The 21528-nt window shown below is 66.3% G+C and carries 22 protein-coding genes; 6 read left to right on the forward strand and 16 right to left on the reverse strand.

Annotated features, from left to right (window positions below):
- Nucleotides 1-26: 26 nt before the first annotated feature.
- From ACFQ24_RS00640 to ACFQ24_RS00650, 3 genes are all read right to left on the reverse strand, one after another.
- Nucleotides 27-227, reverse strand: coding sequence for a DUF5818 domain-containing protein (locus tag ACFQ24_RS00640; protein ID WP_380908335.1), 201 nt, complete (start codon nt 225-227; stop codon nt 27-29).
- Nucleotides 228-232: 5 nt separating this feature from the next.
- Nucleotides 233-418, reverse strand: coding sequence for a DUF1328 domain-containing protein (locus ACFQ24_RS00645; RefSeq protein WP_373934121.1), 186 nt, complete (start codon nt 416-418; stop codon nt 233-235).
- 72 nt (nt 419-490) lie between these two features.
- Nucleotides 491-1489 (reverse strand): 2-hydroxyacid dehydrogenase, encoded by a 999-nt coding sequence (locus ACFQ24_RS00650; protein ID WP_380908337.1) that lies wholly within the window; start codon nt 1487-1489, stop codon nt 491-493.
- Nucleotides 1490-1591: 102 nt separating this feature from the next.
- On the opposite strand from ACFQ24_RS00650, the gene ACFQ24_RS00655 reads away from it, so the two are divergent.
- Nucleotides 1592-2089 carry an SH3 domain-containing protein gene (locus ACFQ24_RS00655; RefSeq protein ID WP_380908339.1) on the forward strand — a complete coding sequence of 166 codons (498 nt, stop codon included), beginning with the start codon at nt 1592-1594 and terminating at the stop codon, nt 2087-2089.
- A gap of 185 nt (nt 2090-2274) precedes the next feature.
- Here ACFQ24_RS00655 and ACFQ24_RS00660 read toward each other — a convergent pair whose 3' ends face one another.
- The 3 genes from ACFQ24_RS00660 to ACFQ24_RS00670 are packed head-to-tail and all read right to left on the reverse strand — an operon-like array spanning nt 2275 to nt 6502.
- The gene (locus ACFQ24_RS00660) at nt 2275-3585 is read right to left on the reverse strand and encodes an amidohydrolase family protein (RefSeq protein ID WP_380908341.1); all 1311 of its coding nucleotides are present in this window, start codon (nt 3583-3585) and stop codon (nt 2275-2277) included.
- The gene (locus tag ACFQ24_RS00665) at nt 3582-4982 is read right to left on the reverse strand and encodes an amidohydrolase (protein WP_380908343.1); all 1401 of its coding nucleotides are present in this window, start codon (nt 4980-4982) and stop codon (nt 3582-3584) included. The genes ACFQ24_RS00660 and ACFQ24_RS00665 overlap by 4 nt, the downstream gene beginning before the upstream one ends.
- Nucleotides 4979-6502 carry a peptide MFS transporter gene (locus ACFQ24_RS00670; protein ID WP_380908345.1) on the reverse strand — a complete coding sequence of 508 codons (1524 nt, stop codon included), beginning with the start codon at nt 6500-6502 and terminating at the stop codon, nt 4979-4981. The genes ACFQ24_RS00665 and ACFQ24_RS00670 overlap by 4 nt, the downstream gene beginning before the upstream one ends.
- A gap of 144 nt (nt 6503-6646) precedes the next feature.
- On the opposite strand from ACFQ24_RS00670, the gene ACFQ24_RS00675 reads away from it, so the two are divergent.
- Both ACFQ24_RS00675 and ACFQ24_RS00680 read left to right on the forward strand, forming a co-directional pair.
- Entirely contained in the window at nt 6647-7225 is a 579-nt protein-coding gene (locus ACFQ24_RS00675; RefSeq protein WP_380908346.1) for a nitroreductase family protein, read from the forward strand.
- A gap of 71 nt (nt 7226-7296) precedes the next feature.
- Nucleotides 7297-7641, forward strand: coding sequence for a GntR family transcriptional regulator (locus ACFQ24_RS00680; RefSeq protein ID WP_380908348.1), 345 nt, complete (start codon nt 7297-7299; stop codon nt 7639-7641).
- A 10-nt stretch (nt 7642-7651) separates the two neighbouring features.
- On the opposite strand, the gene ACFQ24_RS00685 is transcribed toward ACFQ24_RS00680, so the two are convergent.
- From ACFQ24_RS00685 to ACFQ24_RS00725, 9 genes are all read right to left on the reverse strand, one after another.
- Nucleotides 7652-9688 (reverse strand): tetratricopeptide repeat protein, encoded by a 2037-nt coding sequence (locus tag ACFQ24_RS00685; protein ID WP_380908350.1) that lies wholly within the window; start codon nt 9686-9688, stop codon nt 7652-7654.
- A 3-nt stretch (nt 9689-9691) separates the two neighbouring features.
- Nucleotides 9692-11056 (reverse strand): PEP-CTERM-box response regulator transcription factor, encoded by a 1365-nt coding sequence (gene prsR, locus ACFQ24_RS00690; protein ID WP_380908352.1) that lies wholly within the window; start codon nt 11054-11056, stop codon nt 9692-9694.
- The gene (prsK, locus tag ACFQ24_RS00695; protein WP_380908354.1) at nt 11056-13128 is read right to left on the reverse strand and encodes an XrtA/PEP-CTERM system histidine kinase PrsK; all 2073 of its coding nucleotides are present in this window, start codon (nt 13126-13128) and stop codon (nt 11056-11058) included. Before prsK ends, prsR begins: the two co-directional genes overlap by 1 nt.
- A 14-nt stretch (nt 13129-13142) precedes the next feature.
- Nucleotides 13143-14531 carry a TIGR03013 family XrtA/PEP-CTERM system glycosyltransferase gene (locus ACFQ24_RS00700; RefSeq protein ID WP_380908356.1) on the reverse strand — a complete coding sequence of 463 codons (1389 nt, stop codon included), beginning with the start codon at nt 14529-14531 and terminating at the stop codon, nt 13143-13145.
- A 182-nt stretch (nt 14532-14713) separates the two neighbouring features.
- The gene (locus ACFQ24_RS00705) at nt 14714-14896 is read right to left on the reverse strand and encodes a hypothetical protein (RefSeq protein ID WP_380908358.1); all 183 of its coding nucleotides are present in this window, start codon (nt 14894-14896) and stop codon (nt 14714-14716) included.
- Between the two features lie 139 nt (nt 14897-15035).
- Nucleotides 15036-15686, reverse strand: a complete 651-nt coding sequence (locus tag ACFQ24_RS00710; RefSeq protein WP_380908570.1) for a sigma-70 family RNA polymerase sigma factor — start codon at nt 15684-15686, stop codon at nt 15036-15038.
- Between the two features lie 117 nt (nt 15687-15803).
- The gene (locus tag ACFQ24_RS00715; protein WP_380908360.1) at nt 15804-15935 is read right to left on the reverse strand and encodes a hypothetical protein; all 132 of its coding nucleotides are present in this window, start codon (nt 15933-15935) and stop codon (nt 15804-15806) included.
- A 93-nt stretch (nt 15936-16028) separates the two neighbouring features.
- Nucleotides 16029-16820, reverse strand: coding sequence for a response regulator (locus ACFQ24_RS00720; RefSeq protein ID WP_380908572.1), 792 nt, complete (start codon nt 16818-16820; stop codon nt 16029-16031).
- Between the two features lie 267 nt (nt 16821-17087).
- Nucleotides 17088-17282, reverse strand: coding sequence for a hypothetical protein (locus tag ACFQ24_RS00725; RefSeq protein WP_380908362.1), 195 nt, complete (start codon nt 17280-17282; stop codon nt 17088-17090).
- Nucleotides 17283-17295: 13 nt separating this feature from the next.
- Between ACFQ24_RS00725 and ACFQ24_RS00730 the strand changes: the two genes are divergently transcribed.
- Both ACFQ24_RS00730 and ACFQ24_RS00735 read left to right on the forward strand, forming a co-directional pair.
- Nucleotides 17296-17385, forward strand: a complete 90-nt coding sequence (locus ACFQ24_RS00730; protein ID WP_380908364.1) for a NepR family anti-sigma factor — start codon at nt 17296-17298, stop codon at nt 17383-17385.
- Between the two features lie 85 nt (nt 17386-17470).
- A complete protein-coding gene (locus ACFQ24_RS00735; RefSeq protein ID WP_380908574.1) occupies nt 17471-18979 on the forward strand; it encodes a sensor histidine kinase in 1509 nt (502 codons plus the stop codon).
- A gap of 4 nt (nt 18980-18983) precedes the next feature.
- Here the strand turns inward: ACFQ24_RS00735 and tgt are convergent, their stop codons facing one another.
- Nucleotides 18984-20114 carry a tRNA guanosine(34) transglycosylase Tgt gene (gene tgt, locus ACFQ24_RS00740; protein ID WP_380908366.1) on the reverse strand — a complete coding sequence of 377 codons (1131 nt, stop codon included), beginning with the start codon at nt 20112-20114 and terminating at the stop codon, nt 18984-18986.
- Between the two features lie 463 nt (nt 20115-20577).
- Here tgt and ACFQ24_RS00745 point away from each other — a divergent pair, with 463 nt between their 5' ends.
- Nucleotides 20578-21522 carry a crotonase/enoyl-CoA hydratase family protein gene (locus ACFQ24_RS00745; RefSeq protein ID WP_380908368.1) on the forward strand — a complete coding sequence of 315 codons (945 nt, stop codon included), beginning with the start codon at nt 20578-20580 and terminating at the stop codon, nt 21520-21522.
- Nucleotides 21523-21528 lie beyond the last annotated feature (6 nt).

Here is a 21528-nt window from a genome sequence, read left to right on the forward strand (position 1 = left end):
GCGTTGCGGCTCGTTTGGCAAGAGGATCAGGCGGGCGCCACGCCGTCCGCCTCCACGATGCCGTCCCCGGCGTAGAAGCCCCTCACCCGCACCCGCTTTTCGACATGATCGACCGGCACGCGCAGCAGCACCAACCGGTAGCTGCCGCCGGAATCGCGCTGGAGCAGGAAGCCGGCCTCATCACGCAGCAGCCTGCCGGTCTCGTCCACTCCAGCACCGATTTCCATGGGCGTCAGTCGATCGCGTCCTTGACGCCCTTGCCCGCCAGGATGCCCAGCACCAGGAACAGGACGAAGACCGCCAGGGCGATGAAGAAGAGAATCTTGGCGATGCCGACGAAGGTGCCGGCCGCGCCGCCGAAGCCGAGCAATGCCAGCACGGCCGCGATGACGAGCGAGATGATCGCGAGCTTGATCATGGGAAAGTCCTTCCGTGGAGCAGATGTGTCGCCAACGGACGGGCCGGAGCGATGTTCCAGCCGCGCAACGGATCAGACCCAGCCTTCGAGCACCTGGTTGGGCGGGCGGTGGCCATCGACCCAGGTACGGATATTGGCGATGACGCGCGCGCCGGTCGCGTCTCGCCCCTCGAACGTCGCGGAGCCCATATGCGGCAGCAGCACGACATTGGGCAGCGCCAGCAGGCGCGGATCGACCGCCGGTTCGTGGGTATAGACGTCCAGCCCCGCACCGGCGAGCCGCCCTTCCTCCAGCGCGGCGACGAGGGCGCGCTCATCGGTGATTTCCGCGCGGGACGTGTTGATGAGATAGGCGTCGGGGCGCATCAGCCCGATGCGCCGTTCGTCGATCAGCGCACGGCTGTCGGCGTTGAGCGGGCAATGGATGGACAGGATGTCGCTCTCGCCCAGCAGGCCATCGACGTCGCCATGCCATTGGGCTTCCAGTTCCTGCTCCACCTCGAAAGGCAACCGATTGCGATTGTGGTAGGCGATGGACAGGCCGAAGGCGCGGGCGCGACGGGCGACGGCGCGGCCAATGCGGCCCATGCCGATGATTCCCAGCCGCTTGCCGCCAATGCGGTGGCCGAGCATGACCGAGGGGCTCCAGCCGCGCCACTCGCCGGCACGAACGAGCTTCTCACCCTCCGCCAGACGGCGCGGCACCGACAGGATCAGCGCCATCGTCATGTCGGCCGTGTCCTCCGTCAGAACGCCGGGCGTGTTGGTGACGATGATCCCCTTCCGCCGGGCGGCGGCAAGATCGACATGGTCGACGCCGCTGCCGAAGCTGGCGATGAGTTGCAGGCGGTCGGACGCGCCGTCGATCAGCGCGGCGTCGATCTGGTCGGTGATGGTGGGCACCAGCACGTCGCACCGGCTCATGGCGCGGGCCAGTTCCGCCCGGCTCATCGGCGCATCGCCCACGTTGAAGCTGGCGTCGAACAGTTGCGCCATGCGCGCTTCCACATTGGGAGGCAGGCGGCGCGTGACGATGACGCGCGGCTTGGCGGGGCGCGATTGAGGGGCCATGCCCCGCCGCTATTCCCCGGCGTGGCACGGGTCAAGCGGATATGGCGCGGCGGCGCATGGAAAGACTGTCGCGGCCCGGCGGGAGGCGCTATGGACGGCGGTATGACGGACAGCGGCGACAAGGTGCGCATGAAGCGGATATGGGCAGGCGTGGCCGCACTGGGACTGATGGCTGCGGCCGGCGCGGCGGTGGCGGCTCCGGCGAAGCCGACCCCTTATTGGGCGTCGATATCGCAGGACGAGGCGCGGATGCGCGTGGGGCCGAGCCTGGATTACCCGTCCAACTGGGTCTATCGCCGCCGCGACCTGCCGGTGAAGGTGGTGCAGGTGCTGGGCCAGTGGCGCAAGGTCGAAGATCCCGACGGGGTGCAGGGATGGATGCATGTCCGCCTGCTGAGCGACACGGCGACCGCGATCGTCCGGGTGGGCGAAGCGCCGATGCGCGAATCCGCCAGCGACGGGGCGCGGACGCTGTTCCGGGCGGAGCGCGGCGTGGTGGGCCGGCTGTCCGATTGCGGCGGCGGCTGGTGCGCGATCGACGTGCACGGACAGCGCGGCTATGCGAAGGCGAGCGACCTGTGGGGCGCGACCGACAAATAGGATTTCCGCCGCTTAACTTCGCATATGTCCCGCAGAACGCGACATTGAATGTCCTATGTTGGACATTTCCGGGATGTCCGTCGTGACCCTTGAGCCTATGTCGGCCATAGCGCCGGGAGGCCGGATAGGACAGGCATCGGACGGATCAGCGGCTGCGGATGGGGGCGGCTTGGCCCCCTCTCCTCTCACCAGTCATAAGCCTTTGGCAGCGCGCCTTCGGCCGGGTTGGCGTAGCGGTCGCGCAGGCGGGTCTGGCGGTTGTCGAGCGGCTGTTGCACCCCGTCGATCCAGACACCGACCGGGGCCGAGGTCATTTCCAGCGGATCGCCGTCCCACAGGACGACATCGCCGGCCCGCCCGGCCTTCAGCGAACCGAACCGGTCGCCAAGACCCATCGCCTCGGCAGGCGCAGAGGTGATGGTGCGCAGCGCCTGTCCCCAGCTGAGGCCCGTCGCGCCCGGCACCTTCGTCAGTGCGACCATGTTACCCGCCTGCTGCGTCGCGGCGCGCAGTTGCAGCGCGTCGTCGCCGGTCAGCATTCCCATGGAGACGGTGACGCCCGCCTTCACCATCCGGCCGACATTGCTCTGCGTGGCGGCGAGCTTTTCGAAGCTGGAGGGCAGATCCTCAAGCCCGGCGGTGATGACCGGCACTTTCGCAGCGGCAATCTGGCTCGCCACCATCCAGCCCTCGGTCGCGCCGGCGAGGATGAGTTTGAGTGCAGGAAACTCCTGTCGCACGGCGAGCGCGGCGAGGATGTCGCGCGCGCTTTCGGCATGGATCATCAGCGGGGTGGCGCCAGTGACAACGGGCACCAGCGCTTCGGCGTCGACGCGGTTGAGCAGCGCGTCCCGGCTGTTGCCATCATAGGCAGCCGGAGCCTTCGCATAATCCTGCGCCTGTTTCAGCATCATGCGGAAGGTCAGGATCATCGCCGCGCGGCTGCCGCCCGCCTCAGCCGATCCTTCCTCCCCCATTTCGACATATTGGAAGGCGCGCGCCTTCGTGACCGGGTTCATGTCCGCGCCCAGGTCTATGACCGCGCCCTGCCCCGCGAAGATCGAGGCGGCGGCGGCGGGCGCGACCACGGCGCGGGTGATGCCGGCGGTGCGGCTGATGGCGATGGGATTGGCGAGCGGGTTGATCGCGGGTGCGACGTCGATCGCCGCCGAGAAGGGCGAGCGCGCGGCGCGGGTGTCGTTCGTCTCCCGCACGGCCGGCACTTCGGCTAGGCCCACGCGCGAGAAGCCGGAAACGAGGCCGGGCGTCACCCATTTGCCCCCGGCGTCGAGCGTCTTCGCGCCGGCCGGGACAGCGACCCCCGCGCCGGCGGCGACGACCTTGCCTGCGGTTATGACGACCGTGCCGCCCTTGATCGGCTCCGACCCGTCGCCGATGGCGAGCGTGGCGTTGATGATGGCGATGGACTGGGCGAAAGCCGGGGCGGACACGCTCGCCAGCGATGCGGCGAGGATGAGGGAGAGAGTTTTCTTCATTTCACGTCTCCCGATCCGATCTGGCCCAGTTCGAAATCGACCACCGGCCGCATCTTCGGATTGGCGCTATCGAACATCAGCGCGCCGTCGATCCAGACCTTTTCAGGCCGCGTGTAGGTGCTGAACGGGTCGCCGTTCCACAGCACGACGTCAGCCATCTTGCCGACCTTCAGGCTGCCGGTGCGCTCCGCGATGCCCATGGCCTTTGCCGGATTGATGGCGAGCCAGGTCCATGCCGTTTCGTCCGATATGTCGATGCCCATGCGGCGACCCGCGCCCAGCGCCTTGGCCGCTTCCTGGTTGAGGCGCTGGATGCCGTCCTGATCGTCGCTATGAACGATGGCGCAGGCGCCGGCGCGGTGGACCAGCGGGATATTTTCCTTGATGCCGTCATAGGCTTCCATCTTGAAGCCGTACCAGTCGCCCCACAGGGCCGAGCAGATGCCGTTTTCCCGCAGCAGGTCCGCGATCTTGTAGCTTTCCACGGCATGGTGGAAGGCGGCGACCTTATAGCCGAACTCCTTGCTCATATCGATGACGTTCGCCATCTCGTCCGCGCGATAGCAGTGGTTGTGGACGAGGATCTTGCCCTCCAGGGTGTCGGCCAGCGTCTCCATGGCAAGGTCGCGGGTCTGATCCTTCCCCGCAGCGCGCTTCTTCTGATATTCGCGCGCCTTGATCCAGGTCTGGCGGTTGACCGCCATGTTGCCCATGCGGGTGGAAGGCTCGCGGCCCTTCGCTCCATAGACGCGCTTGGGGTTTTCGCCGCACGCCATCTTGAGGCCCTGCGGCGCGCCGGGGAACTTCATGCCCTGCATGGTGCGGGCGGGGACGTTCTTGAGCGTCACGCTGCGCCCGCCGAAAAGGTTGGCGGAACCCGGCAGGATCTGGAGCGTGGTGACGCCGCCATTGGCGAGCGCGCGGGTGAAGCCGGCGTCCTGCGGCCAGATGCTGTGCTCGGCCCAGACGTGCGGTGTGACAGGCGAGGTCGCTTCGTTGCCGTCCGACAGCGCCTCCACGCCCGGCGAAGGATAGTCGCCCAGATGGCTGTGGATGTCGATGACGCCGGGGGTAACATATTTGCCCTGCGCGTCGATTACCAGCACATCGGCGGGGATCGGCGTGTCGGGGCCGCCGATCGCCGTCACCTTGCCGTCCGAGAGGAAGACAGTGCCATTGTCGATGCGGCCGCCTTCGCCGTCGAAGATGGTCGCGCCGCGCAGCACGGTGGGGCGGCCCGGATAGGGCTTGTAGGTGGAGGGATAGGGATTTTCCGGCTCGGCGGACGAGCCTTGCGAAGGCGGCGTTTCCTTTTCCTTCTTAGCCGCCAGCGGGGTCGCGGCGCTCGCCAGCAACGCCGCCATCAGCAGCATCAAGCCCCTGTTGCCCCCTGTCATGCCTTTTCCTCCAATCCGATGCTGTCCAGATGCATCATGCGCGTGACGAAGGGTGACAGCAGCAGCACCACGCCCCCGACTATGACCGAGAACCATCCTATTTGCGTATAGACGTCAAGGACTTGAGTGACATTTCCCGCCTCCCCGCTGCCGGTGGCGCGCGCGATGAGGCCGGCGATGAAGTTGCCCGCCGCCATGGCGAGGAACCAGGTGCCCATGACGAGGCCGACCATCGACGACACCGACAGCCGCGTCATGGCGGACAGGCCCACCGGCGAGAAGCAGAGTTCGGCCATGGTGTGGAACAGGTAGATGAGGAAGACGAAGATGACGGGCGTGAGGCTTTGCCCCGCCATGGCCGCACCCGCGACGAGGATCAGGAAGCCCGCGCCGCACAGGATGAGGCCGATGCCGAACTTGGCCGGCGAGGACGGTTCCAGCCGTCGCTTGTCGAGAATCGTCCAGAGCACGGCGAAGAGCGGCGCGAGCAGGATGATGAAGATGGAATTGACCGACTGGAACAGCGAAGCTGGGACTTCCCAGCCTAAGATGGATCGGTCCACATTGCGGTCGGTGAAGATGTTGAGCGACGAGCCCGTCTGCTCGAACAGGCCCCAGAAGAGCGGATTGAGCGCGATCAGGAACAGCGCGGCGAACATGCGGTCGCGATCGACGCGGGGCAGCGTCATCACGCTGCGCCAGACGATGTAGAGGATCGTGAGGGCCGAGAAGATGAGCAGCGCATAGCCCAGCAGTTCGGCATAGCGGATCACGCCCCAGATTGCGACGACGCCGAGCGCCGCGCCGAGATAGATGGTCCATTCGCGATTGAGGCCGGCTGCGGTGCGCTGGCGCAGTTGCTGCGGTGCCGGCGGCTCGCCCTTGCCCAGCAGCCAGGGTTTGAGCCACACGAAGCCGGCAAGGCCAAGCAGCATGCCGACGCCGGCCGCGCCGAAGCCCCAGCTCCAGCCCCACAGTTCGCCCAGCAGGCCGCAGACGATCGGGCCCAGCATCCCGCCCATGTTGATGCCCATATAGAAGATCGAATAGGCCGGGTCGCGGCGATGATCGTCACGGGGGTAGAGCTCGCCCACCAGCACGGAGACGTTGGCCTTCAGGAAGCCGGTGCCCACGATGATGCTGGCGAGCGCGAGGTAGAAGCCGTTGAGGAAGAAGGGCTGCTGCCCCCCTGGCCCCTCGGTGATCGCGATCAGGAAATGGCCGATGGCGATGAACACGCCGCCCGCCGTCACCGCCTTGCGCGGGCCGAGGAAACGATCGGCCAGATAACCGCCGATCACCGGCGTGATGTACACCAGCGAAGTGTAGGCCCCGTAGAGGAGGTAGGCCTTGTCCTCGCCGAACAGGAAATGCTTGGTCAGGTAGAAGATCAGGATCGCGCGCATCCCGTAATAGGAGAAACGCTCCCACATTTCCGCGAAGAAGAGCAGATACAGCCCGCGCGGGTGGCCGAGCCAGGTCTTGCCCTGCCCGGCCGCCATCATGTCCGAAGATGCCATTAGGCGCCCTTTTTATAATGCCTGTCCGGCCTGCCATGCCCGGCGGCCGTGCGATGGGGCGCAGCGTAGAGCCGATAGGTTCATCCTGTCAAAAGGGCAGCCTGCCCTTGCGTCTAAGCGACGTGAACGCCATGTGTCGCGACCATGTTCAACGACCGCACCACCCCCCTCTCCCTCCTCCAAACGCGCCGGTCGGGCAAGCCCCGCGACCTGATCGCGCCCGGCCCCGACGACGCCCAGTTGCGGCAGATATTGGAAGTGGCGCTGCGCACGCCCGATCATGGGAAGCTGGCGCCATGGCGGTTCGTGATCGTGCCGCAGGACAGGCGCGCCGCTTTGGCCGACCTGCTCGAGGCGGCCTATCGCCGGGAGAAGCCGGACGCCGGGCGGCTGGAGATCGAAGCGATGCACCAGTTCGCGCATCAGGCCCCGACGCTGGTCGTGGCGCTTTCCGCGCCCGTTTCCGGCAGCAAGATCCCGCTGTGGGAACAGCAATTGTCCGTGGGCGCGGCGATCATGAACCTGCTGAACGCGACCCACGCGCTGGGGTTCGCGGGCGGATGGCTGACCGGCTGGCCCAGCTATAATGAGGATGTTCGCGCTGCATTCGGCAAGGACGGCGAGACGATTGCGGGGTTCGTCTTCATCGGCACGCCCGGCCGGCCGCAGGAAGAGCGACCCCGGCCAGATTATGATGCTATAGTATCGACTTGGGACAGATAATTACTCGGACAAAAGTCAAAGCGCAATTTTACAACTTGACCTGACTCGCTGTGTTATGGCACTGCTGCACTATGGCCGAAGACTCCAAACCTGTCTATCTCCGCCTGCGGGAGATCATTGCCGCATCCATCCTTGACGGAGAATTTGCCGATGGCGAGTTGCTGCCGTCGGTGCGGGCGTTCGCGGCGGCGCAAGGCGCAAATCCGCTGACCGTCGCCAAGGCCTATCAGAGTTTTCAGGACGATGGGCTTGTCGTGGTGAAGCGCGGCGTCGGCATGTTCGTGGCGGACGGCGCGACGCGGCGGCTGCGCGAGGCGGAACGGGAACGGTTCCTGGAGGCGGTATGGCCTCCGGTGGCGGCGCAGATGCGCCGGCTGGGCCTGCGGATCGCCGATCTGGACATGGCAAAGGCCTGATTGAATTTTTTTAGAGGTGGGCGAGCGCGTCCTGCGCCTCTTGCCGACCCTCAAACCCGGCGACCGCCATTGCGCGGCCAAGCGCAAGCCGTGCCTGAGCCTTGTCGCCGGCTGCGGCATAGGCCTGCCCCAGATGCAGTTGGAAGGCGGGCGCTTGCGGGGCGAGCGCGACCGCCTTTTCAAGCAGATCAAGCGTTGCCGGCCCTTTCTCTCCACGCCGCAGCATCACCCATCCCAGCATGTCCGCCGTCACCGGATTGCCGGGCATCAGGCGATAGGCATGGGCGGCATAGGCGCGCGCGGCGGTGCCGTCGCCGCTTTCCATCGCCGCGCGGGCGAGGTCCGCCATTAGTAACGCGTCGTTGTCCCCGATCCGGGCGCGCGCCGCCAGCAGCAGGCGGAGGGCCGAGCGCCAGTCGGCGCGCGATGCGGCTTCCGAAGCGGCCAGGCGCAGCGCATCGGGATCGCTCGGGTTCTGGCCGAGATAGAGCCGCACGACCTGCGCGGCTCGGGCGGCATCGCCGGCACGGCTCCAGGCTGCGGCTAGCCGGAGGGCGGCGGCGCGGTCGAAGCGGAGATTGGCGGCGGCTTCATAAGCGCGCGCTGCTTCAACCGGACGGCCGGCGGCGTCGAGCACGTCGCCCAGCACCAGCCAGGCATCGGGTGCGCCGGGATTGGCCTGTTGCAGCAGTTGCGCGCGGGTCAGCGCTTCCCCAAGGCGGTCGGTGCCGAGCAAAGCGCGGATATAGGGGATATTGTCGGCGGCGGTCGCCGCGCCCGCTGGCGGGGTTTGCGCCAGCGCGGCGTCGCGGGGACTGGCGATTGCGTCGGTGGCAGCGCGCAGGGGGAAGCTGGCGCGAGCGAGCATGTCTGCAGCCATGAGCGGATCGTCCAGCGCTTCCTGCGTGCGGGCGGCAAGCGTCAGCACATAAGGATCGGCGTCCCTCTGCGCGACCAGCGGCGCGAGCGTGGTGGCTGCGCTGGCGGCGTCCCCGGCCAGAAGATAGGCGCGGCCGAGCAGGATACGGGCGCGGGCGTTGTCCGGCTGGGTATCGACAAGCGGCGCCAGAACCTCGACCGCGAGCAGCGCGTTGCCGCCCTCCATCTGGAGGATGCCGCGCAGCAGGCGCGTGGCCGGCTCGCCGTCCAGCCGTCCCCCGGTGCGATCGAGCAGGCGGCGGGCAAGATCGTCATTTCCGGCGCGCGCGGCGATCACCGCCTGAAGCATCCAGGCGCGTGGATTGGAGGGATCGAGCGCCAGGATGCGGCGGCTGAGGGCCAGCGCCCTGCTCGCCTGCCCGGCATCGGCCAAAGTGGCGGCGTACTGTTCCAGCGTCGGGACCGAGTCCGTGTCGGCGGAAAGCGCCCGGTCGAACCAGGGCAACGCGGCGGTCAGGCCATATTGGGCGCGAGTTAGTTCGCCGCGCAACGACAGCGATTTGGCGTCGTCTGGCGCGAGTGCGACGGCGCGATCCGCCGCCTGGATGGCTCCGGCCTGATCCCCCGTCGCCCTATACAGACGGCCGAGATCGACCCAGTTTTCCGCGTCCCGAGGGGCGGCGGCCAGCGCCTGGCGCAGCGCCGCCTGCGCGCCGTCCATGTCGCCCAGCGCCAGCAGAGCGCGGGCGGCGACGCGGTTGGCGTGGACCCTGGAGGCCGGCGCGACATCGTCGGCGCGGGCTTCGTTCAATGCGCCTTTCGCATCGCCCTGAAGCAGGAGCGCCTGCGCCATGACGGCGCGGGTGAGGCCAGCGGGCTGGCCGAGCGCGCGGGCGCGCTCCGCTTCCGCCTGCGCACCGGGACCGTCGCCCAGTTCGACAAGGGCGCGGGCCTGTGCGGCGCGCGCCTCCGCGTTGCGGGAGGCACCCTTGATGGCGTTCATCAATTCCACGCGCGCGGTGCGGGCGTCGCCCTTGTCCAGCGCGGCGAGGCCACGGGAAAGCGCGGCGCTGCCGTCCCGCTCGTGCGCGCGCCATTGCCACAGACCCGCGAGCGCGAGGAGCAATACCGCGACACCGGCGATCAGGAAGAGGCGGGAGCGGCGCATGGATCAGCCCTGCATCTGATACTGTTTGAGCAGGTCGTAGAGCGTAGGCCGGCTGATCCCCAGCATCTTCGCCGCGCCCGAGATGTTGCCGTCCGTGCGGGCGATGGCGCGGCGGATGGCCCGGCGGTCGGCCATTTCGCGCGCGGCCTTGAGGTTCACCGCCTCCCCGCCGTCGATCCGGTCCTCGTCCAGATCGAGATCGGCGGCCGTGACCAGCTTTCCGTCCGCCATGATGACCGCGCGCTTCATGCGGTTTTCCAGCTCGCGGACATTGCCGGGCCAGGCCCAGGCGTCGAGCGCGGCGAGCGCGTCGGGCGCGAAACCCTTAACCTGCGGATTCATGTCGCGCGCGAAGCGAGTCAGGAAATGGCGGGCCAGCAGCGCGGGGTCGCCCGGACGGTCTTTCAGCGCGGGGACGCGCACCACGATTTCAGCCAGGCGATAATAGAGATCCTCGCGGAAGCTGCCTCCCACGATCATCGCGTCGAGATCCTGGTGGGTGGCGCAGACCATGCGGGTGTCCACCGCGACGGGCTCGCTTCCGCCGACGCGCTCGATCGTCCGGTCTTGCAGGAACCGCAGCAGCTTGACCTGAAGCGCGAGCGGGATTTCGCCCACCTCGTCCAGAAAGAGCGTGCCGCCCTGCGCCTGCTCGATCTTGCCGGGCGTCGTCCTGGCCGCGCCGGCGACGGCCCCCTCCTCATAGCCGAACAGTTCGGATTCCAGCAGGTTTTCGGGGATGGCGGCGCAATTGATCGCGACGAAGGGGCCGTCGCGTCGCGGGCTGGCGTCGTGCAGGCCCTGCGCCAGCAATGCCTTGCCGGTGCCGCTCGCGCCCAGCAGCAGGACGGAGACGTTGGCGCTTGCCACCCGCTCTACGGTGCGGGCGACCTTCATCATCTCGGGCGCGCTGGTGATGAGCCGGCCGAGCACACGCCCGTCCTCCGGCGCGGTTTCGGCAAGGCGGGCATTTTCCCGCTCCAGCGCATGGACGTGGAAGGCGCGGCGCACGATGAGGCCGAGTTCGTCGATGTCGACGGGCTTCTGATAGAAGTCATAGGCGCCGCCCGCGATGGCATCGAGCGCGCTTTCGCGCGCGCCATGGCCCGACGCGACGATCACCTTCGTATCGGGCTTGATCCGCAATATCTCCGCCAGCGTGGCGAAGCCTTCGCTGGTGCCGTCGCGATCGGGCGGCAGGCCGAGGTCCAGCGTGACGACATCGGGCGCCTCCGCACGCAGCATCTCGATCGCTTCCTCGCGGTCGCCGGCGATGAAGAGCCGATAATCCTCATAGGCCCAGCGCAATTGCCGCTGGAGGCCCGGATCATCCTCGACGATCAGCAATTTTGGGCGGGTATCGCTCATCAGGCGGCCTTTTCCTGTCGGGTCTGCTGGGGCGCGAGGGGCAGGCGCAGGGTGAAGCGGCTGCCCGCACCCGGCTGGCTTTCGACCGTCAGGCTGCCGCCCAGGGCTTGCGCCAGGCTGCGCGCCTCGAACGCGCCGAGACCGAACCCTCCGGCCTTGCTGGAGGAGAAGGGCTTGAACAACTCGCGGCGGACATAGTCGGCGCTCATGCCGCAGCCATGATCGACGATGTCGAGCAGGACGTGGGTCGCATCGGTCGACAGGCGCAGTTCGACCATGCTGTCGGGCTTGCTGGCTTCGATGGCGTTCTGAAGGAGGTGCGTCACGATCTGCTCGACGCGCGCGGGGTCGGCCATGGCGGGGGGCGCGTCGCCAGAGACGCGCAGAGGGTGCTGGCGGGCGCGGATATGGACGAGCCGGTCGAGCAGCGGGCGCAGGCCGAGCGGGCGCGGTTCTTCCGGCCGGGCCTTGTTATGCTGCGACAGGCGGGCGAGCATGTCGTTCATCCTGTCCACCGACTCCCGTAGCGTCAGCACCATGTCGGCGCGGAAATCGGGATTGTCGGCGTGCCGCTCGGCATTGCGGGACAGGAGCGACAGCTGGCTCACCAGATTCTTGATGTCATGGGCGATGAAGGCAAAGCGGCGGTTGAATTCGTCGAAGCGCTGCGCGTCGCCCAGCGCCTGCTGGCCGAGCGATTCGCTGATATAGGTCGCCGCCTGCCTGCCGGCCGCGCGCAGCATGTCGAAATCCTCCCAGTCGAGCCTGCGATCCACCGCCGGGGTGGCGAGCAGGACCGCGCCGATCAGCCGGTCATAATGGATGAGCGGCACCAGCGCCCAGGCGCGCGGCTCCGCGCGCATCCAGGCCGGCAGGTCGCGCGCATCGGACTCGTGCCGCGCGAGGGCGATGTCGATGATCCCGGCATGGCGTTCGATCCGCCCGGCAGCGTCGGCGGAGACAGGCTCCACCCCCGAAGACGCGTCAGTCCAGTTCCAGTGGGTTTCAAGCGAGAGCGCGCCGCTATCGTCGCGCAGCAGCAGCAAGGCGGCCGGGCTGTCGGTGATGTCGGCCACCGCCCTTGCCACGCGCTCGCCAAGCGGCGCTGCGTCCTGACCCGGCCGGCCGATCGTGTCGATGAAGCGCATCCATTCGGTCCGGTAGTCGTAGCGATGCTGGAAGAAATGTTTCGCCACCTGCACCTTCCAGAAGGCGCGCAGGGCGGGCGTCGGCAGCAGCACCAGGGCGGTGACGGCGGTGAAGAAGACGGCGCCGATCTCGATCGTCCGGGCATAGGGTCCGGCGACCAGTTCTATGAGGACCGCGAGCGCCAACAGCACCAGAATATAAAGCCCGGCCGCGGCGGCGGACAGCGACTGGAAGGCGATGGAGTGCGACAGCTGCAACCGGCCGCTCATGCCCCGGCGCAGACCGATCGCGATCACCGGCACCATCAGCGCCGCCATCAGCCCGCGCAGCGCATAAAGCGCGCCCACCCGCTCGGGGGCCAGATGGACGAATGCGTAAAGGATGAGGTCGTAGGTCCACATCGCCGCCAGCGCGCCAAGCAGCAGCGACGCGCCACCCCGCTCGCGCGAAGGCCAGGCGGCGTAGAGATGATGGACCAGCAGGAGACCGCCGATCGCGGTCATCATGTGCAGGATCACCGAACAGGTGACGAGCGCGGCTTGCAATTCCAAATGGGGGGGGAGTTGAAGCCAGCAGAGGTCGATAATGGTCTGCACCAGCAACAGTCCCGCGACCGCAGCATAGACGGCGGCAATCCCGCCCATCGACCCCGCCCGCCCCGCCGGTCCGCGGCGCAGCATGACGAACAGCGCCAGCAGCCACGCGGCGTTCCGGACATTTTCCACGATGCCCGACAGCGATTTGGAAACGCCGCCGAAGGAAATGTAGAGCGCCCAGCAGGAGGTCATCAACAAGGCAGCGGCGATGAGGCGCGGTTCGGGCGTTTCGTCCCTGCGGCGCAAAAGGAAGATGCCGAGCGCGGCGAACAGCACCGCTGCGAGCGCATGGCCCCAGTCACCGACAAATTGGAGAAGCGCGCCCATCGGCTAACCGCTCCTTACCGCGCGCCGTCGGACCAGAGGATGACCCGCAACGTCTGAATGAGGATCAGCAGGTCGAGGAAGGGCGTGTGGTTCTTCGCGTAATAGAGGTCATATTCCAGCTTGTGCCGGGCATCCTCTATCGACGCGCCATAGGGATAGTTGATCTGCGCCCAGCCGGTGATGCCGGGTTTCACCATGTGCCGTTCGGCATAGTAACGCAGATGCTGTTCCAGATCCTCGACGAACTGACGGCGTTCGGGACGCGGGCCGACGAAGCTCATCTCGCCCTTCAGCACGGTCCATGTCTGCGGCAGTTCATCGACGCGCAGCTTGCGCAGCCAATAGCCGAGGCGGGTGATGCGCGGGTCGTCCTTTTCGGCCCAGACCGCCTGGCCGGACACTTCCGCATCCTGCCGCATGGTGCGCAGCTTCACGATCCAGAATTCCTGACCATAGAGGCCGACGCGCTGCTGGCGGTAGAAGGCCGGCCCCTTGCTGTCGAGCTTCACCAGGAGCGCCGCGATGAGGATGACCGGGCCAGTCAGCAGCAGCAGGATCGAGCTGGCGACGATGTCGAACAACCGTTTGGCCATGCTGGACAGGCGGCGGCCGGCGGAGAAACCGTCCGAGAAGATGAGCCAGCTGGGATTGACGCTGGCCAGGTCCACGCGCCCTGTTTCGCGCTCCAGGAACGTGGAGAGGTCGTTCACATGGACGCCGGTGGTCTTGATGCGCAGCAGGTCCGCCATCGGGATGGCGTTGCGCCGTTCCTCGAGAGCGAGCACGACTTCGCTGGCGTTCAGGCGGACGACGAAATCCGAAAGGTTGAAGATGGCATTGCGGTTGATCGCCTCCGGGATCACCTGCGCGCCGTCATTCATGGCGATGAAGCCGACGACGAGGAAGCCCGCGCCGCGTTTCTGTTCCAGTTCCTTGATGCGATTGGCGCGGTTGCCCGCGCCCAGCACGACCAGCCGCCGCTTGAACGCCTCGCCGCCCAGCATGGAACCGAGCAGCAGCCGGATCGCGACGAGCAGGACGAGCGACAGGCCCATGGCGTAGAGCGAATTGGACCGCCACAATGTCATGCCGGGAAGCAGGAAATACAGCACCGACAGGAAGATGACGCCAAGCGACACCGCCACCAGCAGCCGGGCGAAGGCGAAGCGAATCGACTGGAGCGATTGGGGGCTGTAGACGCCGACGGCGATCATGGCTGTCTGCACCGCGGCAGCGAAGCTGAACAGAGGACCAAGCCGCGTCACGATATGATCGACGTCCATGCCGATCTGATGCGCGCGCAGCAGCCAGCCGCCCTCCGCCGCGCCAAGCAGGATGACGAGATCGAGCAGCCCCAGCAGCAGCACCGCGTGCGGCACATAATGTTTGAACAACCTGATCATCGTCACGCACCCTGCCGGCAGCCGGAACGGCGCCCTTCAACGATGCCGGATACGCCTTACAACGGGTGTAAGATAATCCGACACAGGATGCACCGTGCCGGAAAATAACGAAGAAATGTTAAATGCCCCGCCGACGCTGGCGGAATCATGTCGATTTGAGGGCGCCCCCCCCCAGCGCTGTTTCAATCCGTGCGCCGCAAATTTTTTGCCGCGTTTCCGGAAGCGTCTCCCATGGCGCTGGCGGCCCGATCCACCGACGCCGCGGCATGGGTCATCACGTCCGCGCCGCGATCGCGCCGATCCTTGGTGAGGTAGAAAAAGGCGACCGCGACCAGCAGCGCCAAGGCGATGAGGGCGAACACCACGCCGTTTTCCCCGGCTGGTCCCGAAGTCGCCCGCACCGGTCGCTCTGGTCAGCGGCCTGCCGGTCATGCCTGTCGGCATCATGCCGCATCACCTGTCTCCCAATCATCGGAAACGGGTGAGAAGGCAGGAACGTTCCGGTCAGTCGTCCGCCGGAAGGCTGCGGCCCCGGCTCAGCCGGTCGACATCGTCCATGATTTCGTCCAGCACCGCGGTTTCGGTGGTTTCCTGGCTGCGGCGGCTCGGCAGATCGCCATTTTCCAGTATCTGTTCCAGCGCCGAGCGGCCACGGGCGACCCGGCTCTTGATCGTGCCCACGGCCACGCCGCAAATCTCGGCCGCCTCTTCATAGGCAAAACCGCCGGCGCCGACGAGGATCAGCGCCTCCCGCTGCGGTTGCGGCAGTTGGAGCAGGGCGCGCTGCATGTCCGACAGTTCGACATGCTTGTCCTGGCCCGCAGGCGCGGCGAGGATGCGATCTGCGGTCAGATCGTCCCAGTCGCCACGGAAGCGCGAGCGGCGCATCTGCGACAGATAATGGTTGCGCAGGATGATGAATGTCCAGGCGCGCATATTGGTGCCTGCCTGGAAACGGCTACGCGCCGCCCACGCCTTCAACAGCGTTTCCTGTACCAGATCGTCGGCGAGGTCGCGATTGCCCGACAGCGAGCGGCCGAAGGCGCGAAGATGCGGGATGACCGCCGCCAACTCCCGCTTGAAATCGGCATCGGACAGCTGCGCGCGTTCCTCCACGACTTCAACGATTTCGGAGCCGCCCGCCTCTTCATCCATCGCAACGTCCCCCGTGCCGGCAACCGTCCTGTCCACATGAACCGACATCGTCAAAGTCATATGCGCGTCCGTCCCCTAAACCCATCATTAATGCCGATACCGATTCCGCAAGGCGACCTATCGCCAGATCACCAGCAGCATCGCAATGACGGCGAGCGCCAGCGAAATGCCGAGCACATAGCGGACGACATGCGGCGTCGAGCCGGACCTCGCCTGGTCGGTGGCGATATGCTTTTCCTGATCCGCCATGGCGCATCTCCCGATCGTTACGCATCATTAACGCGGCGCACGAAGGGCGGTTCCCCATAAACTCGTGCCTGCCCGAACTCAGCCTAACTGAACTCAGGCGGGCGCGGTGGCCTCGTCAAAGAAGAGCGCCTGAGAGATGGCAGCCTTGACCGTCGACCGCTGGAACGGCTTGGTGATGAGGAAGGTGGGTTCGGGACGCTCGCCGGTCAGCAGCCTTTCCGGGAAGGCAGTAATGAAAATGACCGGCACCGAAAATTCGGACAGGATGTCCTTGACCGCGTCGATCCCGCTGCTGTCGTCCGCCAGCTGGATATCGGCAAGCACCAGGCCCGGCCGATCGGCCATGGCTTCGCGCACGGCGTCCTCGCGCGTTACGGCGATGGCGGTGACATCATGGCCGAGGTCGCGGACGATGGTTTCGATGTCCATCGCGATGATCGGTTCGTCCTCGATGATCAGCACCTTGGCGCGGGTCTGGGCCTCAATCTCGCCCAGAGCCTCTTCGACCAGGGCGTCGACCTCAGTCGTTTCCATGTCGATGAGATAGGACACGTCGTCCACCGTGAAGCCTTCGAGCGCGGTGAGCAGCAGCGCCTGGCGCGGCAGCGGCGTCAGGCGGGCAAGGCGGGCCTGCGCGATCGCTTCCCGGCTGCCGCCGGGCGAGACCGGCACGTCCTCCAGATGCGACGACGACCAGATGGCGTGAAAGGTCTTGTAGAGGCCGAGCCGCGGATCGACATCGGTCGGAAATTCCTCCGGCGCCGCGACGATGGCTTCCAAAGCCGCGCGGACATAGGCGTCGCCATGCGCCTGGCTTCCCGTAAGGGCGCGCGCATAGCGGCGCAGGAACGGAAGATGGGGGTGCAGTTGCTGTCCAAGCGACATCGTCAAATCGTCTCCTTGCCCAGTCGGGCGTTCACATCCCGAAGCATCGGCGTCAGCAGGAAGGATGGAATGTCCATGCCGCAATGGCAAGCCCCCGTCCCCCCTTTCGCCGGCCCCCGTCACGCCGGGGATCGGGCAGCGTAAAAAATGCTTCGATGGCCGGAACCAACAAAGTCCGGATTTGTTTCGCTTCCACATGGTTTTTTTGCCGGGACGGCGACTTTGTGGGCCATGCGTCCGCAGATATCGCCGGCTTCGGAATTGACGTCATGATAGAAAGCCGCAAATACAGGGCTTGCTTGCATGACACAGGCTTGCAGAGGGGCTGATTTTGGTTTCTTCAATGACGGAGCGGGGCACGTCCGACAGCGGCGAGGATGGCGCATCGACGCCTTCCGAAACCTTGACGAAGACGCGCGCCAGGACCGCTTCCGCCTCGGCCAAAAAGCGCAGTCGGGGCAAGGAGGAAGGCCATGTGTCGCAAGCCCTGCGCACCGTCTATCAGCGCGCGATAGACGAGGATATTCCGTCTGAAATGCTGGACCTGCTGAAGAAGCTGGACTGAGACGCTCATGAGCGGAGGCAGTTCACCTCCGGCGTCGGGGGCCGTCCGGCGCCTTCCCGACTATTTCCGCTCCACCGGCGTCAAGATGTTCCTCATCCTGACCCTGGCCCTCCTGCCCCTGGGCCTCATCGCCCTGATCGCGTCGCTTCAGGCGATCCGCAGCGCCGACCTTGAGAAGGAGGCGCTGCTGCGCGTCGCGGTGACACAGAGCGCGCGCAAGCTGACCGCCGATCTCCAGTCCGACAGGACCGCCCTGCAGCTGACGGTCAACGCCTTCGCGCACAATGAAGTTGATCCGGGCATGTGCCGGCGGCTGGGGTTTTTCCTGACCGCGAACGAAGACAGCGACGGACGCTTCTACATCTATGATCGCAACGGCCGCAGGCTGTGCGGTTCTGCAGCACCGGAGCCTGCCGGGCTGGCCGCCGGCCAGCGGTTCGACAGGGAACAGGTGCTGCTGCTGCCGCAATCGCAGCATCTGGTCAGTCGTGTTCGGAGCGATGACGGACGGATGGTGGCGCTCAGCTATTATTCGCGCGCGCATCTGGAAAGCGCGGCCGATCCGGCGACGGCGATCCAGAACAGGCAACTTGTGCTGCATCAGGGTGAGAGGCAGCTGGTCGTCAGCCGCCCGGGCTCCGTGTTCCCCGGCCAAAGCAGCAGCCTGTCGGCGCGGCTGGACCCTGCCGACATCATCCTGACAATGACGGTGCGCGAGCCGCCCGCGACCGTGGCTCGGCTGCTGTCCCTGTTCCTGCCGCTGCTCATGTGGTTCGCCGCCGCCGCCATCGGCTGGTTCGTCGTCAACCGGCTGCTGATTCGCCCGCTCGTCATCCTGCGGCGCGTGGTCGCGGCCTACGAGCCAGGGGAAGTGCTGGAGCCGATGCAGCGGGTCCGCACGCCCGCGCAGGAGATCATCGCGCTTGGCGACACGTTCCGCGAGATCAGCGAGGATGTCGCCACCCATGAGGCGGAGATGGCCGAGGGGCTGGAGACGCAGCGCAAATTGACGCGCGAGGTGCATCACCGGGTCAAGAACAACCTTCAGATCATCTCCAGCCTGATCAGCCTGCACGCCCGGTCGGCGCATGAGCCCGAAGCGGTGGAGGCCTATGCGTCGATCCAGCGCCGGGTCGATGCGCTGTCCGTCGTCCACCGCAATCATTTCGCCGAGCTTGAGGAAAATCGCGGCGTTGGGGTGCGGGCGCTGATCAGCGAACTGTCCGCCAGCCTGCGTGGCACCGCGCCGGCCGCCGCGCGCCGCTTCGCCATCCAGATCGAAAGCGACAATCTGAACATCAGCCAGGATGTCGCTGTGCCGATCGCCTTCCTCATCACCGAACTGGTCGAGCTGGCGATGATGCTGGCGCCGCTGGGATCGATGCACATCGCCGTGCAGGAAGAAGCGGAAGGGACCAACCGCGCGCAACTGATCATGCGGTCGCGCGGGCTGGTGGAATCGGAGGCGATGAGCGCGCACCTGAACGACCGATATGGCCGGGTGCTGACGGGATTGTCGCGGCAACTGCGCGCCCCGCTCGTCCATGACGGCGAAGCGGGCAGCTACGCCATCGCCATCAGCGTGCTGCCCTGAGCCGTCAGACCCGCTGATAGTCGCGGCGGAAATCGGCGGCGAAGATCGCCAGCCTGCCCGCCGCGATGCTGTCGCGCAGGCCCTGCATCAGTTCCTGGTAGAAGTGGATATTGTGCTGCGTCATCAGCATGGCGCCCAGCATTTCCCCTGCCTTCACCAGATGATGCAGATAGGCGCGGCTCCATGTGGCGCAGACCGGGCAGCCACAGCGCGGGTCGAGCGGCCCCTGATCCTCGTTGAACTTAGCGTTGCGGATGTTGAGCGGCCCCGCCCAGGTGAAGGCCTGGCCATTGCGGCCGGAACGGGTGGGCAGGACGCAGTCGAACATGTCGATGCCGCGCTCGACCGCGCCGACGATATCGTCGGGCTTGCCGACGCCCATCAGGTAGCGGGGCCTGTCCCCAGGCAGCATATCAGGGGCGAAGTCCAGCGTGGCGAACATCGCCTCCTGCCCCTCTCCCACCGCAAGCCCGCCCACGGCATAGCCGTCGAAACCGATGTCGATCAGTTGCTCGGCCGAAGCGCGACGCAGCCCTTCGTCAAGCGATCCCTGCTGGATCCCGAACAGGGCGGCGCGCTCCGCATGATCGCCGCCGGCATCGAAGCCGTCGCGCGAACGCCGCGCCCAGCGCATCGACCGTTCCATCGACTTGGCGGCTTCGTCATGGGTGCAGCCATTCTTCGTGCATTCGTCGAAGGCCATGACGATGTCGCTGTCCAGTAGACGCTGGATTTCCATCGACCGTTCGGGCGTCAGCATATGTTTCGAGCCGTCGATATGGCTGGAAAAGGCGACGCCTTGCTCGCTCATCTTCGTAAGGGCGCTGAGGCTCATCACCTGATAGCCGCCGCTGTCGGTGAGGATCGGCCGGTCCCATCCCATGAAGCCATGGAGGCCGCCCAGACGTGCCATCCGCTCCGCGCCGGGACGGAGCATCAGATGATAGGTGTTGCCAAGGATGATGTCGGCGCCCGTGGCGCGCACTTCGGCCGGACGCATCGCCTTCACGGTGGCGGCGGTGCCAACAGGCATGAAGGCGGGCGTGCGGATGTCGCCGCGCCGCATCCGGATGACACCGGCGCGCGCCTTGCCGTCCGTCGCATCGATGGAAAAGGAAAAACGGGGTGCAATCATCCCGCGCCTCTAGGGGCGAACGGGCCTGGACACAAGGATCGGGCCCGTCAGCCCGCCCGTCTCACGCCGTCGAACAGGGCCATGGCATCGATGTTGAAGCCCTCTACCCGGCGGTAGGGGCCAACGAAGCGGAGGCAGTCGGCAGACAGCCGCAGGGGCCAGGGGGCACCAGTGGCATCGTGCAGGGCCAGGGTCACGGACGGCGAGGAGGAACGGATGTGGCGCATCACCCCATCGTAAATGGCGAAGGTTAACAAAGGCCTAGAGGCCGGGACGGGGAACCGCGCCGAAAGATTTTTGTGGCTTTGCGGTTACATCGGGGTCCATTTCCGCGCCATTCGACGAGTCTTCTATGCAACAGTTGCAATGAAAAATGGTTAATGCCCTGTCAATATATGGACGTTCGATTGCATCATGCCTGCAAGCCTGTTCACTTCATGATCAATAAAAAACGGGGACGCAGATGATTGATTCAGGCCGGTTTAGCCCGACCAGACACGATGCGGAGGACGCATCGGACGACCATTTTGCCGCGGCGGAGAACCTGCCGCCGCTAGCACGAGCGAAGGGCGACATAGGCCAGTCGGCCTTGTTCGACCTGGGCCAGATCGATGTCCGGTGGGATGCCGATGCGGCGACATTGTGGGCCTATATGGCCCCTACGCATCGTCCCAATTTCAGCATGACGATGCTGCGCGACGTCCAATATTGGTATGCGGAATCGAAGCGGCTGTTCGACGCGGGCGTGCTGCCGATCAAATATATGGTCGCGGGATCGCGTTTCCCCGGCGTCTTCAATCTGGGCGGCGACCTGGAACTGTTCGCCGGCTGCATCGAGCGCGGCGACCTGCCGGGACTGGTGCGCTATGGCCATGCCTGCATCGATGTGGTGCATCGCACCTGGCGCAACGCCGACATGCCTGTGATATCGGTCGCGCTGGCACAGGGCGACGCGCTGGGCGGCGGGTTCGAGGCGCTGCTCTGCTTCGACGTGGTGATCGCCGAACGCAGCGCGCGGTTCGGCCTGCCCGAAATGCTGTTCGGCCTGTTCCCGGGAATGGGTGCCTATTCCATCCTCAGCCGCAAGCTCGGCCGCCTGGCTGCCGAACGCATGATCCTGTCGGGCAAGGTCTACAGCGCCGAGGAGATGTACGACATGGGCATCGTCCACCGGCTGGTGGAGGATGGCGAGGGCGAGCAGGCGGTGCGGGACTATGTGACGGAGAACCGCCCGCATCATGCCGGCCATGTCGGCGTGTTCGAGGCGGGACGGCGGGTCGATCCGCTTCATTATGACGAGTTGAAGGACATTGTGGAGAATTGGGCGGCGTCCGCCCTGAAGACGGATCTACGCGACATCCGCATGATGCGGCGCCTGGCGTCGGCCCAGACACGGCTTGGCCGTTAAAAAGCG

The sequence above is a fragment of the Sphingobium olei genome (genome assembly GCF_042678845.1).
Taxonomy (GTDB): domain Bacteria; phylum Pseudomonadota; class Alphaproteobacteria; order Sphingomonadales; family Sphingomonadaceae; genus Sphingobium; species Sphingobium olei.

What these genes read in the sequence shown, in the direction of transcription:
- tgt (WP_380908366.1), bottom strand. Translation starts at nt 20,114, where the DNA reads ATGATTGCACCCCGTTTTTCCTTTTCCATCGATGCGACGGACGGCAAG.
- ACFQ24_RS00665 (WP_380908343.1), bottom strand. Translation starts at nt 4,982, where the DNA reads ATGACAGGGGGCAACAGGGGCTTGATGCTGCTGATGGCGGCGTTGCTG.
- ACFQ24_RS00655 (WP_380908339.1), top strand. Translation starts at nt 1,592, where the DNA reads ATGACGGACAGCGGCGACAAGGTGCGCATGAAGCGGATATGGGCAGGC.
- prsR (WP_380908352.1), bottom strand. Translation starts at nt 11,056, where the DNA reads ATGAGCGATACCCGCCCAAAATTGCTGATCGTCGAGGATGATCCGGGC.
- ACFQ24_RS00710 (WP_380908570.1), bottom strand. Translation starts at nt 15,686, where the DNA reads ATGGATGAAGAGGCGGGCGGCTCCGAAATCGTTGAAGTCGTGGAGGAA.
- ACFQ24_RS00675 (WP_380908346.1), top strand. Translation starts at nt 6,647, where the DNA reads ATGTTCAACGACCGCACCACCCCCCTCTCCCTCCTCCAAACGCGCCGG.
- ACFQ24_RS00640 (WP_380908335.1), bottom strand. Translation starts at nt 227, where the DNA reads ATGGAAATCGGTGCTGGAGTGGACGAGACCGGCAGGCTGCTGCGTGAT.
- ACFQ24_RS00650 (WP_380908337.1), bottom strand. Translation starts at nt 1,489, where the DNA reads ATGGCCCCTCAATCGCGCCCCGCCAAGCCGCGCGTCATCGTCACGCGC.
- prsK (WP_380908354.1), bottom strand. Translation starts at nt 13,128, where the DNA reads ATGGGCGCGCTTCTCCAATTTGTCGGTGACTGGGGCCATGCGCTCGCA.
- ACFQ24_RS00715 (WP_380908360.1), bottom strand. Translation starts at nt 15,935, where the DNA reads ATGGCGGATCAGGAAAAGCATATCGCCACCGACCAGGCGAGGTCCGGC.
- ACFQ24_RS00680 (WP_380908348.1), top strand. Translation starts at nt 7,297, where the DNA reads ATGGCCGAAGACTCCAAACCTGTCTATCTCCGCCTGCGGGAGATCATT.
- ACFQ24_RS00670 (WP_380908345.1), bottom strand. Translation starts at nt 6,502, where the DNA reads ATGGCATCTTCGGACATGATGGCGGCCGGGCAGGGCAAGACCTGGCTC.
- ACFQ24_RS00720 (WP_380908572.1), bottom strand. Translation starts at nt 16,820, where the DNA reads ATGTCGCTTGGACAGCAACTGCACCCCCATCTTCCGTTCCTGCGCCGC.
- ACFQ24_RS00685 (WP_380908350.1), bottom strand. Translation starts at nt 9,688, where the DNA reads ATGCGCCGCTCCCGCCTCTTCCTGATCGCCGGTGTCGCGGTATTGCTC.
- ACFQ24_RS00735 (WP_380908574.1), top strand. Translation starts at nt 17,471, where the DNA reads ATGTTCCTCATCCTGACCCTGGCCCTCCTGCCCCTGGGCCTCATCGCC.
- ACFQ24_RS00645 (WP_373934121.1), bottom strand. Translation starts at nt 418, where the DNA reads ATGATCAAGCTCGCGATCATCTCGCTCGTCATCGCGGCCGTGCTGGCA.
- ACFQ24_RS00700 (WP_380908356.1), bottom strand. Translation starts at nt 14,531, where the DNA reads ATGATCAGGTTGTTCAAACATTATGTGCCGCACGCGGTGCTGCTGCTG.
- ACFQ24_RS00745 (WP_380908368.1), top strand. Translation starts at nt 20,578, where the DNA reads ATGATTGATTCAGGCCGGTTTAGCCCGACCAGACACGATGCGGAGGAC.
- ACFQ24_RS00660 (WP_380908341.1), bottom strand. Translation starts at nt 3,585, where the DNA reads ATGAAGAAAACTCTCTCCCTCATCCTCGCCGCATCGCTGGCGAGCGTG.